Annotated in this window: 10 protein-coding genes; 5 read left to right on the top strand and 5 right to left on the bottom strand. The window is 70.3% G+C overall.

The annotated features are described in order from the left end of the window. Window positions 1–457: 457 nt before the first annotated feature. The 3 genes from WMF45_RS02005 (at window position 458) to WMF45_RS02015 (ending at window position 3,810) form a co-directional block, all read left to right on the top strand. Window positions 458–655, top strand: a complete 198-nt coding sequence (locus WMF45_RS02005; RefSeq protein WP_437715290.1) for a hypothetical protein — start codon at window positions 458–460, stop codon at window positions 653–655. Further along, window positions 655–1,596: an alpha/beta fold hydrolase gene (locus tag WMF45_RS02010; RefSeq protein ID WP_437715291.1), complete on the top strand. Its 942-nt coding sequence runs from the start codon at window positions 655–657 to the stop codon at window positions 1,594–1,596. Before WMF45_RS02005 ends, WMF45_RS02010 begins: the two co-directional genes overlap by 1 nt. 582 nt (window positions 1,597–2,178) lie before the next feature. Then, on the top strand, window positions 2,179–3,810 hold the full coding sequence (locus WMF45_RS02015; RefSeq protein ID WP_437715292.1) for a protein kinase domain-containing protein: 1,632 nt from the start codon (window positions 2,179–2,181) through the stop codon (window positions 3,808–3,810). A 48-nt stretch (window positions 3,811–3,858) separates the two neighbouring features. On the opposite strand, the gene WMF45_RS02020 is transcribed toward WMF45_RS02015, so the two are convergent. Continuing rightward, complete coding sequence (locus tag WMF45_RS02020) at window positions 3,859–4,437, bottom strand: hypothetical protein (RefSeq protein WP_437715293.1); 579 nt, start codon at window positions 4,435–4,437, stop codon at window positions 3,859–3,861. A 16-nt stretch (window positions 4,438–4,453) separates the two neighbouring features. Next, on the bottom strand, window positions 4,454–7,849 hold the full coding sequence (gene treS, locus WMF45_RS02025) for a maltose alpha-D-glucosyltransferase (protein WP_437715294.1): 3,396 nt from the start codon (window positions 7,847–7,849) through the stop codon (window positions 4,454–4,456). Window positions 7,850–8,349: 500 nt separating this feature from the next. Here treS and WMF45_RS02030 point away from each other — a divergent pair, with 500 nt between their 5' ends. Together WMF45_RS02030 and WMF45_RS02035 are read left to right on the top strand one after the other, a co-directional pair. After that, window positions 8,350–8,952: a hypothetical protein gene (locus tag WMF45_RS02030; protein ID WP_012232997.1), complete on the top strand. Its 603-nt coding sequence runs from the start codon at window positions 8,350–8,352 to the stop codon at window positions 8,950–8,952. Between the two features lie 168 nt (window positions 8,953–9,120). Further along, window positions 9,121–10,722 (top strand): serine/threonine-protein kinase, encoded by a 1,602-nt coding sequence (locus WMF45_RS02035; protein WP_437715295.1) that lies wholly within the window; start codon window positions 9,121–9,123, stop codon window positions 10,720–10,722. Window positions 10,723–10,748: 26 nt separating this feature from the next. On the opposite strand, the gene gspC is transcribed toward WMF45_RS02035, so the two are convergent. The 3 genes from gspC to WMF45_RS02050 all read right to left on the bottom strand — a co-directional run bounded on the left by gspC (window position 10,749) and on the right by WMF45_RS02050 (window position 14,451). Further along, window positions 10,749–11,717: a type II secretion system protein GspC gene (gene gspC / locus WMF45_RS02040; protein ID WP_437715296.1), complete on the bottom strand. Its 969-nt coding sequence runs from the start codon at window positions 11,715–11,717 to the stop codon at window positions 10,749–10,751. Window positions 11,718–12,073: 356 nt separating this feature from the next. Continuing rightward, window positions 12,074–13,867, bottom strand: coding sequence for a cytochrome b N-terminal domain-containing protein (locus WMF45_RS02045; protein ID WP_437715297.1), 1,794 nt, complete (start codon window positions 13,865–13,867; stop codon window positions 12,074–12,076). Further along, window positions 13,864–14,451 (bottom strand): ubiquinol-cytochrome c reductase iron-sulfur subunit, encoded by a 588-nt coding sequence (locus tag WMF45_RS02050; protein WP_437715298.1) that lies wholly within the window; start codon window positions 14,449–14,451, stop codon window positions 13,864–13,866. Before WMF45_RS02050 ends, WMF45_RS02045 begins: the two co-directional genes overlap by 4 nt. Window positions 14,452–14,644: the final 193 nt, after the last annotated feature.

Genomic DNA, 14,644 nt, shown 5'->3' on the forward strand with positions numbered 1-14,644 from the left:
CAGCGCCGGCGCGGCGGCGCCGGCCACCCTCTCCATCCATGCCAGACCTTCCAGGACTCGCGCAAACTCCGCGTCGGCGGCGGAGCGACAGCGAGGTTGACCGGCGACGATGTCCCCTCCGGATCGGCGTCGAGGACCCGGTTCCATCCGTTCGTGATACGGCTCGACACCAGCTTTCCCTGCTGTCGTCACCCGGATCGACGAGCGTGACCGAGGCAAATGGTCACATTCGAGGCGTCTTGGCGCCTGTTCAGCCCGGTGTCGCCTCGACGAGCGCTGCTGGGGCCGCGGCCCGCGGGGGCACGGTCCGTGCTTTGACCTCGTGCGGAAGGAGCTGAGCATGACAGTTCGACCTGATCGCACGGTGTCTCATGGCCGCGCTGACGCTGGGCACCACCGTTTCGAGGATCGGCACGGTGGTCCCCATGGATCTCGCCATCAGCTGGAGGTGGATCGTTTGGACCGACTGGTGCGCGCAGCGCAGGAGATCGCTGGTCAAGCAGAGCGTCGAGAGCGCGAGCAGCGCAGCGACGCGGCCCAGGAGGCGAGGTCCGGCGACGGCGGCGTCAAGTCGCGTCCGGCGCCGAGGAACCCGAGCATCGCCGACCTCGAACGCGCGGACAACGAGGGGATGCTGCCGCCGGGGGAGACGTGATGAGCGCACGCGCGATGAGCCTCGATGGGCTCGTCGATCGGCTCGTGCCGAGCGCGCTCCGCCCCGCGGAGCGCGCGCCCCTGGCCCCTGCGCTCGACGCGGAGGTGCGGCACGTCGACACGTGGAGCGCGGGGCGCCTCGCCTATTACGTGGACGCCCGCGCTGCGGGGCGCCCCGTGGTGCTCGTGCACGGCGTCGACGCGGCCGCCTCGTCCAGGGAGATGGCGCCCCTGTTCGATGCGCTCCGCGGCGAGCGACCGGTCTACGCGCTCGATCTTCCCGGCTTCGGCCTCTCGGAGCGGGCGGACCGCGTGTACGACCGCGAGCTCTACCGCGCCGCGCTGCGCCGCTTCCTCACGGACGTGGTCCGCGCGCCGGGCGGCGCCGACGTCATCGCGCTCTCCCTCTCCTCGGAGTTCGCCGCCGCCGTCGCCTGCGAGGAGATGAGCATTGTTCACAGCCTCGTGCTCATCTCCCCGACGGGGCTCGGCCGTGAACCTCCCGGCGCGAGCGCCCTCCTCCGGGCTGTCTCGCGTGTCCCCTACGCCGCGGAGGCGCTCTATCGCGTGCTGGCTACGCCGCCCAGCATTCGCTGGTTCCTGCAGAAGAGCTTCGTCGGCGAGCCGGATCCAGGCCTCGTCGACTATGCCGTCCGCGCGTCGAAGGAGCCTTTTGCCCACCGGGCCCCCCTCGCGTTCATCGCCGGTGCCCTGTTCACGGACGACGCCCTCCAGCGCATCTATGCGCGTCTGCCCGTCGCCACGCTGATCGTCCACGACCGTGACCCGTATTCGCGCTTCGACCGCCTCGACGAGCTCACGCAGCAGAACGCCCGCGTGGAGGCCGCCCGTATCGCGCCCACGCTGGGTCTCCCGCACTTCGAGCAGCTCGACGCCACGCTCGATGTCGTGCGCAGGTTCTGGGCGCAGGACCCTTGGTAGCTCTCCTCCACAGAACGAGCAGGACAGCCTGGTAGGGAGCTCCGCGCAGGGCGGACGTCGATTTCCTGCGGAGCCTCCCCCCCCGGCTCCGCAGGGAAGCCGGGGTCGTCCGGTCCGCTCAGGAGCCGTCGCCCTCGACGTCGAACATGTATGCGCCATTACTGGTTGCCCCTTCTCGTGCCAGCGGGCCTGTGCTCCGCTGGTCTCGTGCGACCCCGAGGGGGGTCTCGGGGATCGACCTGCGACACGCATCCAGTTTCACCGCTCCTGAAGCACCTGGTGTACAATGGAGCGGTGGCGGAACACCGGGTGTGCCGACAGGAGCACCCGGTGGGGTGGGGTCACGTGCGTACCGGTCCGATCGGGGCCATTTCGTTAGGACCATGACATCTGCGGCGCGGGAGGGGGTGTCCTTGCGCAGCAATCCGGCGATGGAGCGCTGCGCCAGGACATCACGATGCATGGTCAGGCGATGGAGCAACGCGGCACGCGTCTACAGGGGGCGCGGATTGTTTCCAGGCGTAAAAGTCTTTGCAAACTTCAGGTCAACGGGCTAATTAAGCTCTTATAGCGGGGGATGTCGTGAATTCAGGCGGCCAAACCATCTCTTCGACCCAGCAAGCGAGCAACAGCTTGCTTGGTCGATACCGCCTGATTGCAAAATTGGGTCGTGGTGGGATGGCGGATGTGTTTCTGGCCGTCTCCCGCGGGCCCGGGTCGTTCAACAAGCTCGTTGTTGTGAAGTGTCTCCGCGTCGGGATGGCGGATGACCCGCGCTACGTCCTGATGTTCCTGGACGAGGCCAAGCTCTCGGCCCGGCTCAATCACCCCAACGTCGTTCAGACCTACGAGATCGGGGGCGAGAGCGGCGGGTACTTCATCGTGATGGAGTACCTCGAGGGCCAGCCGCTCAAGGACGTCGTGAGGGCGGTGGTGAGCGGCTGTCCTGGCGCCGCGAGCTTCACGCGGGGGGCGTGGGTCAGGACGATCGTCGAGGCGCTGCGTGGGTTGCACTACGCGCATGAGCTCGCGGACTTCGATGGCGGTCTGCTCGGCGTCGTGCACCGCGACGTCTCGCCGCACAACATCTTCATCACGTACGATGGCGCTGTGAAGATCGTCGATTTCGGCGTCGCGAAGGCAGCCCTCAACGATGCGCACACCGAGAGCGGAACCTTCAAGGGCAAGATGGCCTACGCCGCGCCCGAGCAGGCGATGGCGAGCGCCGACGTCGATCGGCGGGCCGATATCTTCGCCATCGGCATCGTGCTCTGGGAGCTCCTGGCGATGCGGCGGCTGTTCGATGGCGACCACGTCGCCGTGATGCACCAGCTGCTCACGCGGGACATCCCGCGGCTCTCCACCGTCGTGCCGGACATCGACCCGGCGCTCGATGAGATCGTGGCGAGGGCCCTCCAGCGGGATCCCGATCGACGGTTCGCCACCGCGCAGGAGATGGGCGACGCGCTGGAGAGTTACCTGCGGGGCTCGGGCGAGGACGTCCGCACGGAGCAGCTCGGCGCGCACGTGCTCGAGATGTTCGCGGAGAGCCGGGCGCTCGTTCGCCAGCAGGTCACCGCGCAGTTCGAGTACCTGAGCTCGCTGGATGTCGCGGGCGACATCCAGCGCGCCTCGATGGTCGGAGAGTTCCCCCGCGCCTCGATGGTCATGGGGATGAACCGCTCGATGTGGCCCTCCGCGAGCGCGGCCGGTCTACCCCTCCTCAGCGATCAAAGCCACAGCTTCCCCGCCCACCATCATCACGAGCCCCCGGCCGTCGATCCCGGCAGCCTGGGCGCGACGGTGGGGCGCGCCTCGACCTGGCGGCAGCGTGGGTATCTCGCCTCTGTGCTCGGGGTGGTCGCGCTGCTCGCCGCGGGGGCCTTTGTGATGTTCCGCGAGCGCTCGGTGGAGCCCGTCGCGTCGGAGCAGCCTGTCGCCGTGTCCACGGCTGCGACGGCGCTCGAACCGGGCCTGATGAAGGCCAAGGTCACGATCAAGAGCGAGCCCGCGGACGCGAACGTGAGCTGGAACGGGACCATGCTCGGCAAGACGCCCCTCAGCGTCGAGCTGCCTCAAGGCATGCAGGTCGTCGTGGTGTCCAGGGCCGGTTGGGTCGACGTGTCGATCTTCCTGCAGCTCTCCGCCTCGGACGTCGTCGAGCGCACCGTCGCGCTCCGGCGTCAGGACATCAGCACGATACCCTCCAACTAGATCTCCCCGTCTCCCTGTGAATTCTCCCGAGAAATTCGGGGGGATACTTCAGGTGCCGGTCCTGAGGAGCCGCATGGAGGAACCTGCTCTGGCGGCGAGGCGGCGGACTTCTCGACCGAGCCAGTCGAGGAAATCGAGGTTCCACGGAGGCCCGTCGGGCCAGCGCTCGCGGATGCGGTCGGCGAGCTCGAGATCCCAGCTCCCGTAGAGATCCACGAGCGCGTCATGCGCCTTGCGGCCGGCCAGCGCTTCAGGGGCCCCGCGAGGCTCGCCTCCGTGCGCGAAGGCGTCATCGCAAACATAGTAGTTGCACGTCGCCGCGCGCCGCTCGGGGGGGATGGTGCAGCCCTCATGACCGTGGAAAGCGCACCTCTTGGGGAGCGCTCCGCCATCGCTGCCCCGGGGCTCGACCCGCAGGATGAGCAGGCCGCGCTGGCCCGGGCGTAGGTTGCCCGCGGCCATCTGCTCGAGCAGCCAGCCAGCGCCGCCGAGCGAGACGATCCGCCCGAGGTCCGACCACTCGACCCCCGGCGGGCTGGCGCAGCAACCCGTCGGGCCCTGCGGGCACGAGCCGCACAACGTCGAGTGCAACCGCGTATGCATGCCCGCGAGCTCCAGCCGGATCATCGCGCCACCAGCGCTCCTATGCTCTGGGCGTGATCAGACGCTCCAGCCCGCGCAGCGGGATGTCCAGCCAGTCAGGCCGGTTGTTGAGCTCGTAGCCGACCTCGTAAATGCACTTCTCGAGCATGTAGAAGTCGATCAGGAGCACCGTGTCCGCGTCGCCCGCGGGCACGTACGGCGCCGTCTCGTCGGTCCCCGGCTCCGCGGTCGCCTGAGCGCGCGCGACCGTCTCCATGTATCCCGCGAGGTAGCTCGCGGAGATCCACGCCACCCAGGCGTCGGTCCACGGCTTGAGGACGGCGACGTCCTCCGGCCGGAGGCGAGCGTCCCGGAGCGCCGAGGCGCCGGCGTAGTCGAACGAGCGCAGCATCCCGCCCACGTCCCGGAGCGGGCCGCGCTTGTAGCGGCGCTCGTTCAGCGGTCTCGCCGGCTCCCCCTCGAAATCGATCAGGATGAAGTCGTCGCCCGTCGAGAGCACCTGGCCGAGGTGGAAGTCGCCGTGCGTCCGGATGCGGGGGATGTCGAACTTCCTCGACACGATCTGCTGGAGCTTCGCGTTGATCTCGGCCTCCCGCGGCAGCATCGCCGACACCTGCTCCCGCACGTTCTCGGGGAGCGAGCGCTCGCGCTTCCTCAGCAGCGCGAAGGTGCGCGAGAGCATGCCGTGCGCCGACTGGAAGATCGACTGCTGGTGCAGCGTCGAGAACGACTGCTGTCCGAACGCGGGGTCCTTGCTGGGCTTGCCGAGCGTGAGGTGGAGCTGCGCGGTGCGCTCGCCGAGCAGCCGCATCCTCACGACCTCGGTCCCCATGAGCTGGTTCACGAGCGGCGGCGGCGTCGCGCGCGATGCGTCGACCAGCGTGCCGGCCGGCATCGGCGGCGCGCCCCCCTTCGCCGTCTCCTCGTCGGCGAGCACCCGCTCGAAGAAGCGGTTCAGCGCCTCGAGCGTGCTCGTCCACGCGTCGCTCTGGCTCTGCACGTACTCCTGGAGCATCGCCACCGTGGTCGCCTCGCGACCGCGGGCCTGGTACTCGATCGCCCCGGCGAGCCGCGCCGTGGAAGGGAACTGGTGCTCCGTCAGGTACCGGCCGATCTCGAGCTCGGGGTTGATGCCCTCCTCGACCTGCCGGAAGATCTTGAGGAGGAGCTTGTCGCCGTAGATGATGGTCGTGTTGCTCTGCTCGCTCTCGGAGATGCGCGCCGGGAGCTCTCCCTCGGCGCCGAGCGTCTCGAGCGTCGTCCCGAGCGGCAGCGCGTGGAGCTCGCCGGCGGAGCCCGTCGCGACCCCCTGCGCCCGGATCGCGGCGAGGACGAGCGCGGCGAACTCCGGTGTCGTCAGCGCGTCGTAGAGGACGCCCTCCGGCGCCGCCGCGCTCTCCGGCTCGGGATCGCGGATCGTGACGTCCGCGATCACCGCGTGGCGCGCGCGCGTCGCGAGCGTCCGCGCGTGGTCGCCCGTGGCGAAGCCGATCGGCACGACATACGTCTCCGGCGAGCCGTCCGTGTACTCGACGCGCGCGAGCAGGAGGTAGTGCTCCGCCGCGGTCTGCTCGCCGCGCAGGATCGGGATGACGTCCGCGAGGGTCGTGGCGCGCCGCGTGCGCGCCTTGCCGCGGAACCAGCGCCGCGCCGCGATGAACTTGCCGAGCGCCGGCTCGAGCACCTTGCGCCCCTCGGGGGAGAGGAGCGTCCGCCACGAGCCCTTCGTCGCGATCGCGGGCGCCGCCTCGGCGTCGCCCGCGGAGATCGCCGGCGTCGCCGGCTCGAGCGCGAACCAGAAGAAGTCGTGCGGACCGAGCGACAGGGAGTAACCGCGGCTCGTGATCTCCGGGAAGCGGCTCCTGCCGAACAGCTCGACAGGCACCATGCCCTCGAAGCGCGCGAGATCGAGCTCGACGTGCTGCGCGTACCGAGAGAGGTTCGCGACGATCAGCAGCCGCTCGTCCGCGTGCGCGCGGATGAACGCGAGCACCTTGCTGTTGTCCGGGTGCAAAAACTCGATCGTCCCGCGGCCGAGCACCTTGTTCTGCTTGCGCAGGGTGATCAGCCGCTTCATCCACCAGAGGAGCGAAGCCGGGTTCTGCTGCTGCGCCTCGACGTTGATCGCCTCGTAGTGGTACTCGGGGTCGATGATGATCGGCAGATAGAGCTTCTGCGGGTTCGCCCTGGAGAATCCGGCGTTCCGATCGGCGCTCCACTGCATGGGCGTGCGCACCCCGTCGCGATCGCCGAGATAGATGTTGTCGCCCATCCCGATCTCGTCGCCGTAGTAGAGGACGGGGGTCCCCGGCAGCGAGAAGAGCAGCGCGTTCATCAGCTCGATCCTGCGCCGCGTCTTCATGAGCGGGGCGAGCCGCCGGCGGATGCCCAGGTTGATCCGCGCCGTGTGCTCCTGCGCGTAGACGCGGTACATGTAGTCTCGGTCCTCGTCGGTCACCATCTCGAGCGTCAGCTCGTCGTGGTTCCGGAGGAACGTCGCCCACTGACACGTCTCGTGGACCACGGGCGTCTGCTTCAGGATGTTGACGATCGGGAAGCTGTCCTCCAGCTCGACCGCCATGAACATCCTGGGCATGAGCGGGAAGTGGAAGTTCATGTGGCACTCGTCGCCGCTCCCGAAGTACGCCGCGGCGTCGGCGGGCCACTGGTTGGCCTCTGCGAGGAGCATGCGATCGGCGAAATTCGCGTCGATGTGGCGCCGGAGCTTCCGCAAGAACTCGTGCGTCTCCGGCAGGTTCTCGCAGTTCGTCCCTTCGCGCTCGTAGAGGTACGGCACGGCGTCGAGCCGGAGCCCGTCGACGCCCATCTCCAGCCAGAAGTCGACCACCTTGAAGACGGCGGCGTGGACGTCCGGGTTCTCGAAGTTGAGGTCAGGCTGGTGGGAGTAGAAGCGGTGCCAGTAATAGGCGTTGGCGACCGGATCCCAGGCCCAGTTCGATGTCTCGAAGTCCTTGAAGATGATCCGGGCGTCCTTGTAGCGGTGCGGCGTGTCGCTCCACACGTAGAAATCGCGCCAGCGCGAGCCCTTGGGCGAGGTCCGCGCCCGCTGGAACCACTCATGCTCGTTCGAGGTGTGGTTCAGGACGAGCTCGGTGATGACACGGATGTCGCGGCGGTGCGCCTCGCGCAGGAGGCGGGCGAACTCGCGCCGGGTCCCGTAAGACGGGTTGATGTTGGCGTAGTCCGCGATGTCGTATCCGCCGTCGCGCAGCGGCGAGGGGTAGAAGGGCAGGAGCCAGATCGCGGTGACGCCGAGATCTTGGAGGTAATCGAGCTTGTCGACGAGCCCCTCGAAGTCGCCGATGCCGTCCGCGTTCGAGTCGCTGAACGCGCGGACATGGACCTCGTAGATGATAGCGTCCTTGTACCAGAGGGCGCTGCCTTCGGCGGGAGGGGGCTTTTGATCCTGGCTCATGGCTGCTCCGGCGATGCGCGTTGTCCGCGCGACGACGCCGGGCGCACAGGATACAGCGGCTCGGGCCCTGTGCAGCGTGAGCACGCCGCCCGGGCCAGAGGTGGCCAGGAGGCAAGGCACGCTGCGGAGTCCGCCACTGGGCGCGCACTGCCGTCCCCACGCAGATGACGCGGATCACGTGTATAGTTTAACTACTCGGGATTGCAAGACCACGCGTGCCCGACTTCGGTAGCACGCCACGCGCGGGGCGCAAAGCGGCGCGGTTGCGTTCGGCTTGCGTTCGGCTTGCGTTCGGCTTGCGTTCGGCTTGCGTTCGGCTTGCGTTCGGCTTGCGTCCGGTTGCATCCGGTTGCGCTCGTTTGCGCTCGGGTTGCACCCCGCGCACTGTCGAGATCGCTGCTTCGTGAGCTCGGCCCACACGTCGAACCGCAGCCGGTGTAAGAAGCGCTGGCACTCGTTCTGCGATCGGGCGAGCTCATGCCCATCGAAGGAGCATTCTCATGATGCGTGTCTTCCACGTACTCCCGCTCTCCCTCGCCGCGCTCGGAGCGCTCGCGTGCTCGTCGACCCCCGAGCCGACGATCGACCCGAACAACCCGTGCCCTCCGGGCCAGTGGTGCGCCTCGGCCGTGCCGACCACGCCGGCGACGGCGGTGCCCACGCCCACCACCACCGCCGCGCCCGCGGGCTCCGCCGCCACGCCGATCCCGCCGGTCGCCGCGGTGGCCGCGACGCCGATCCTGCAGGGCATGGGCACGACGGAGGCCCCGGGGATGAAGCCGGACGGCGGGCCGTTCGCGGGCCAGTTCCAGGAGGGCCAGGCGCTCGAGCAGCAGATCAACATCTCGCCCGGCAAGTGCTACACGGTCGTCGGCATCGGCCTCGGAGTCCAAGAGCTCGACATCCAGCTCGTCTCGCAGCCCGCGCCCGCGCTGCCGCCCGTCGTGCTCGCGCAGGACAGCACCACCGGCGCCGCGGCGACGCTCGGCGGCAAGGCCTCCGGCTGCTGGAAGAACCCCCTGCCGATCGGCGGTCCGGGCAAGGTGATCCTCAAGGCGACGAAGGGCGCGGGGATCGCGGCCGCGCAGGTCTTCATCAAGTAACGCGAGTATCACTCTCCCGCGCGGGCTGGCCGAGTCCGCCCGCACGCGAAGACGCCCGGCCGTGCGTGTGCCGAGAGGCGCGCGCCTCGCGCGCGACTCTTCTATTCCCGCCGCCTTCCTCCTCCCCTAGAGCAGACCGACGCGGCCGTGGGCCGCGCGCGCGACTCCATGAGCGAGACCATCTTCCTCGGCCCCGACGCCAGCAAGACCTGCGCGAGGCCGCGCTGGGAGTGGCTTTCGCCGCGCCTCCCGCCGGACCTCGAGCAGGAGGCGACGAGGCGCGTCGCGTGGATGGCGCTCTGCACGATCGTGGCGGGCTCCCTCGGCTTCCTCGTGTCGGAGATCTTCCCGGGCCTCGAGCTCGGCCCGTACCCGATCCGCGTCGCGGTCTTCCTGCCGTTCATGCTGGTCTCGGCCGCGCTCTTCGTCATCGCGCGGAAGGGGCTCCTGTCGCCGCCGCGGATCGTCGATCTCTCGTTCGCCTACAAGATCCTGGGCGCCGCGCTGCTCTCGGTCATCTCCAACGCGCAGCCGTGGCCGGCGGGGCCTGTGTTGCCTGGATGGCCGCCGGTGGCCGTCTGGGTGCTCATGTTTCCCATCATCGTGCCCGCCCCGAGCGTGCGCACGCTGTTCACCTCGACGCTGGCGATCCTCACCGATCCGGCCTGCCTCTGGGTGCTCGTCCGCTCGGGCTTCATGGAGCCGCCCTCGCACGAGGCGATGCTCCGCCGCTTCTTCCCGAGCGTCATCGCGCTCGCGCTCTCCGTCCTCGTGTCCCGCGTCGTCTTCGGGCTCGGGCGCAAGCTCGACGCGGCGCGGGAGCTCGGCAGCTACCGGCTCGTCGAGCGGCTCGGCGGCGGCGGCATGGGCGAGGTGTGGCGGGCGAAGCACCGGATGCTCGCCCGCCCCGCGGCCGTGAAGCTGATCCGGCCCGAGGCGTTCCAGGGTGAGCCGTCGAGCAACGGCAACGCGAAGGCGCGGTTCGAGCGCGAGGCGCAGGCGACCGCCGCGCTCCGATCGCCTCACACGATCGGGATCTTCGACTTCGGCGTCGCCCGCGACGGGTCGTTCTACTACGTGATGGAGCTGCTCGACGGCATGGACCTCGAGACCCTCGTCAAGCTGGACGGCCCGCAGCCGCCCGCGCGCGTGGTCCACCTGCTCCGGCAGGCCTGCCACTCGCTCCACGAGGCGCACAAAGCCTTCTTCGTGCACCGCGATATCAAGCCCGCCAACCTCTTCCTGTGCCGCTACGGCGCAGATCTCGACTTCTTGAAGGTGCTCGACTTCGGGCTGGTGGCCCAGCGCAGGAAGGACGCGGATCCCTCCAAGCTGACGGCGGACAACGCGCTCACCGGCACGCCCGCGTTCATGGCCCCGGAGGCGGTGCTGGGCGACCGCCCGATCGACGGCCGGACGGACATCTACGCGCTCGGGTGCGTCGCCTACTGGCTGCTCACGGGCGCCCTCGTGTTCGACGCCGAGACGGCGATGAAGACGATGTTGCTCCACGCGACGGAGGCGCCCGTCGCGCCTTCGAAGCGCGCGGCGCGCGCGATCCCGCCCGCGCTCGACCGCCTCGTGCTCGACTGCCTCGAGAAGGATCCCGCGCGGCGGCCGCAGTCGGCGCGCGAGCTGTCCGAGCGGCTCGCCGCGCTCCGCATGGACGCCGACTGGACCGAGCAGCACGCGGCGGCGTGGTGGGAGGCGGTCGCGCCGCCGTCGCTCTCGGGCCAGGCGGCCAGGGCGGCCGTCGACGCCTTCGGCTGAGCTCCGCGCGCGCCCGGCCCGGGTCCTCAGCGGATGTTGAAGTCGACCGTCATCAGCTGTCCGCCGCGCTCGAGCGCGACGGACAGGCGGTTCGCGGTCCGGAGCCGCGCGTAGGCCTCCAGCGCCTTCTGGGGATCGGTGACGTCGAAGCCGTTGATCGACCTCAGGGTGTCTCCGCTCTCCAGCCCGAGCGTCTCCAGCAGCGAGCCCCGCCTGATCCTGAGCTTCAGCCCGACGACCTGGTCTCCTCGTCGCTCCGGGGTCACCCGGGCGGAGCGCATGAGGAGCGCCTGCTGCTCGAGGATCTGATCGACCGCCGCGCGGTCGACGTTGAACTCCGTGGCGCTCACCCGCCGGATGCGCGCGGCGATCTCCGGCGGGATCGAGTTCAGGTTGTTGTCGCTCCCGACCGGCCTCGCCTGAGGCCGGGGCTGCGGCGCGGGCGCCGCCTCGCGCGCGCTCTTCCCGAGCTTCCCGGCCTTCCCGAGCTGCATCTGACAGCGGGCGCCCCCCGCGGTGATCCAGACGCGGTCCCATGCGATGCGCGTGAGCGTGCCTCCCGCCGCGTCGCCGCCGAGCCGGCGGAGCTGCGTCTGCCCGTCGGGGCCCTCGATGGCCGCGAACGACCACGCGGCGTCCTGCGACGCCGCGATGAGCACCACGCGTCCGGCGTCGCATGCCGGATCGCTCCACGGATCGCCCTGCGCCGCGGGCGCGCGCTCCTCGGGCGCGCCGCCCGGGGGCGGGAGGAGCGACCCCGTCGCCGAGTCGAACGGGTTGCGCTGCAGGATCGCTCCAGCGCTCGTCGCGTGGAGGCCGTCGCGCAGCGCGCGGTGAGACGCCGGGGGCGTGGAAGAGAGCCTCGTGGCTCTGTCCGGGATGATCGTCTTCCCGATCAAGTGAGACACCCCCGACGCCTGAAAGTAGGCGGCGGACGCGATCATCGTGCCCGCGATCCACAGGAAGTGGTGCTTCACCGCCGCATCCAGGTCCACGGGTCCTGCTCTTTCTGGGGCACGACCGCTGCCTGCGATCGAGGCGAGCGCAGCGCGCACGCCGGCGTGGAGGCGACCGTGCACAATGTCGCCACCGACCCTCCCTCTCGGGACGCGCAGCACCGCGCGTGCCGGTCCGTCGCGCCGGAGCGCCCGCGCGAGCGCCTGTCAGAGCGCGCGCCTTGACCCGAACGGATCGGCGCGCGTCCACGAGCCGCGCGAGCGTCCACGAGCCGCGCGAGCGTCCACGAGCCGCGCGCGCGTCCACGAGCCGCGCGCGCGCCGGGGCGGCGCTCATCGAGAGGGGGATCGAGAGGAGGAGAGGGTGGGGCAGCGAGCGCCGGCGGGCGGCTCGCTCAGGGCTTCTTGTCGGTCGCCTTGGCGGCGACCGTCGTCCCGGGCTCACCGCGGCCGCGGCGGTACACCCAGGCGGCGAGGACCTTCCGGTCGTTCGCGGAGAGCTTCTCCTCGAACGCCGGCATGTGGCCTTCCAGGTCCTTCGCCATCGCGGCCGGCGGGTAGGCCTTGCCGCTGCCGGGGTTCGTGATCTGCGCCTCGATCCACGCGACCGAGGCCCAGCCGCGGAGCTCGGGGGCGGCCGACTCCTCGTCGTCGGTCTTGCCATCGAGCCGGTGGCAGCTCGTGCACCGCTGCCGGACCATCTTCTCTCCGGGCGTCCCGGCGCCGGGCTCCCCGCGCGCCTGCCCCTCGAGGAACGCGGCGATCGTCTCCTGGTCGGCCGCGCTCATCGGCGTGAACACCTTCGCCGCCTCGGGATCCGCGGGCGGCTTCACCGCCGACGGCATCATCTCCTTGAACGCCGTCTTGCCGAAGAGGTGGTCGGCGTCGGGATCCCTCAGCACCTCGAGCGCCCAGGCCTTCGTCCCGAACCCGGTGAGGTCCGGCGCCGTCTGCTTGTCCTTGGGCGGGCCGAGATCGTTCAGCCGGTGGCAGCTCGCGCACTCCTTCTTGTAGAGGTCCTCGCCGCGCGTCTCCGGGTCGTTCCGGAGCATCGCGAGCGCTCCCTCGGGCGGGACGCCTTGCTTGAACAGCGCCACCGCGCGCGCGGTCCGCGCGGCGCTCTGCGCCTCCGAGCGCTGGAAGCCCTCGTCCTTCGCGTCCTTCACGAACGACTTCCCCAGCAGGCCGACGGCCCCGAGCCCGATCAAGAACAGCGGCGCGAGCGCCGGCAGCCGCGCCCGGAGCGGGCCGGGCTTCCTGTCGATGAACGGCAGCAGGGCAAGGTACAGCCCGACCACCCCGGGCAGGCCGACGGTCGCGATGAGCTCCAGCGAGCCAGGGAAGTACTTGCGCAGCTCGAAGAGCGGGCGGAAGTACCAGGCGGGGCGGGCGTTGTAGTCGCTGACGGGATCCGCGGGCGCCTCGAGCGGGGCGCCGTGCTCCATGGCCGCGAGATCGAACACGACGACCAGCACGAGCGCCACGGCCAGCAGGATCAGGCCGAGCTGCTTCGGGTAGAACCGATCCGCCTTGCCGAGGTCGGCGCCGTGCGGCGTGCCGAAGCCGTGCCTGCGGAACTGCGCGAAGCTCGCGGCGAGCAGCAAGGCCATGACCGCCGGCAGCACGAAGACGTGCAGGCTGTAGAGCCGCGTCAGCGTCAGGTGGCCGAGCGAGCTCCCGCCGATGACGAGCTGCTGCGTGAACGACCCGACCACCGGGACCGAGCCCATGATGCCCGTCTCGACGCGCGCGCCCCAGTAGCCGTCCTGGTCCCACGGGAGCGGGTTGCCCGTGAAGGTGAAGCCGAGGATCACGCCGAGCAGGCCGAGGGTCAAAAACCAGCCGATCTCGCGCGGCGCGCGGTACGCCCCGTGGAGCGCGATCCGCGCCACGTGGATCGCGACCAGGATGACCAGCGCCTGCGCTCCGAAGTAGTGGAGGCCTCGGATGAGCCACCCGGCGCGCAGGGTGAAGTTGATATGCGCGACGCTCGCCCACGCCGTGGTCGCGCTCGGGGCGTACGCCGACATGAGCAGCGCGCCCGTGACGACCTCGATGATCAGCAGCAGCGCGAGCGCGCCTCCCCACACGTAACCGATGCGCGCGCCGCCGGGGATCGGCGCGTCGAGGAGCCGGCGCAGCGGCTCGCGGTGCCCTATGCGCTCGTTCAGCCAGTCGCCGAGGCTCATCCTGCGATCTCCTGGAGCTCGGCGACCCCGTCACGGTAGCGCCGGAAATCCACCTCGAGCCAGCCGTCGACGACCCGCGTCGCGAGCGGATCCATCGCGCGAGGGGACGGCCCCGTCTCAGGCGCACCCGACAGGCCGAAGCGCGACGCGTGGCACGGGCAGTTGAAGCTCTTCTTGTCGTCGTTGAGCTCGATCCCGCAGCCGAGGTGGGGGCACGTGGCGCTCATCGCGCGGATCTTCTCGCCCTCCCGGATGACCCAGATCGCGCCGAGCATCTGGTCCTTCGCGACCGTGAACGCGTCGCGCTCCTCCCCGATCACCTTGAGCCGCCGCGGCTCGCCCGGCGGGAGGTCCGCGAGGCGCCCGACCCGGACCCAGCGCTCGCGCCCGCCAGCGGCGCCGGCGCTGCCTGCGGCGGGGGCCGCGATGAAGCTCGCCGCCGGTACGGCGATCGCGCCGGCGCAGGCCAGACCGCCGATCGCCACGAGCGCCTTCAGGGCGCCACGCCGCTCCTCGGGGGCCGGGCCCGCGGACGGCGCGCCGGCGCTCGCGGGCACCCCGTGAGGCCCAGGTTCGTGCGGCAATCCATGTCCCAGGTACCCACCGGCACCAGGTTCCTTTTGCGTCGGCTCTGCCATCTCGTAGGCTCTCCCTCGCTCGCGCCGCTCTCCGAAGGCCGCCCAGACTGGAGCGGGCTCGTCGGCGGTCGAAGCGGACGCAGCATATCGAAAATACAGGCGTAACGTTGAATCCTCGCCATCGCGCACATCGGGGCGA

It is taken from the genome of Sorangium sp. So ce448 (assembly GCF_051520915.1).
Classification (GTDB): Bacteria; Myxococcota_A; Polyangia; order Polyangiales; family Polyangiaceae; genus Sorangium; species Sorangium cellulosum_B.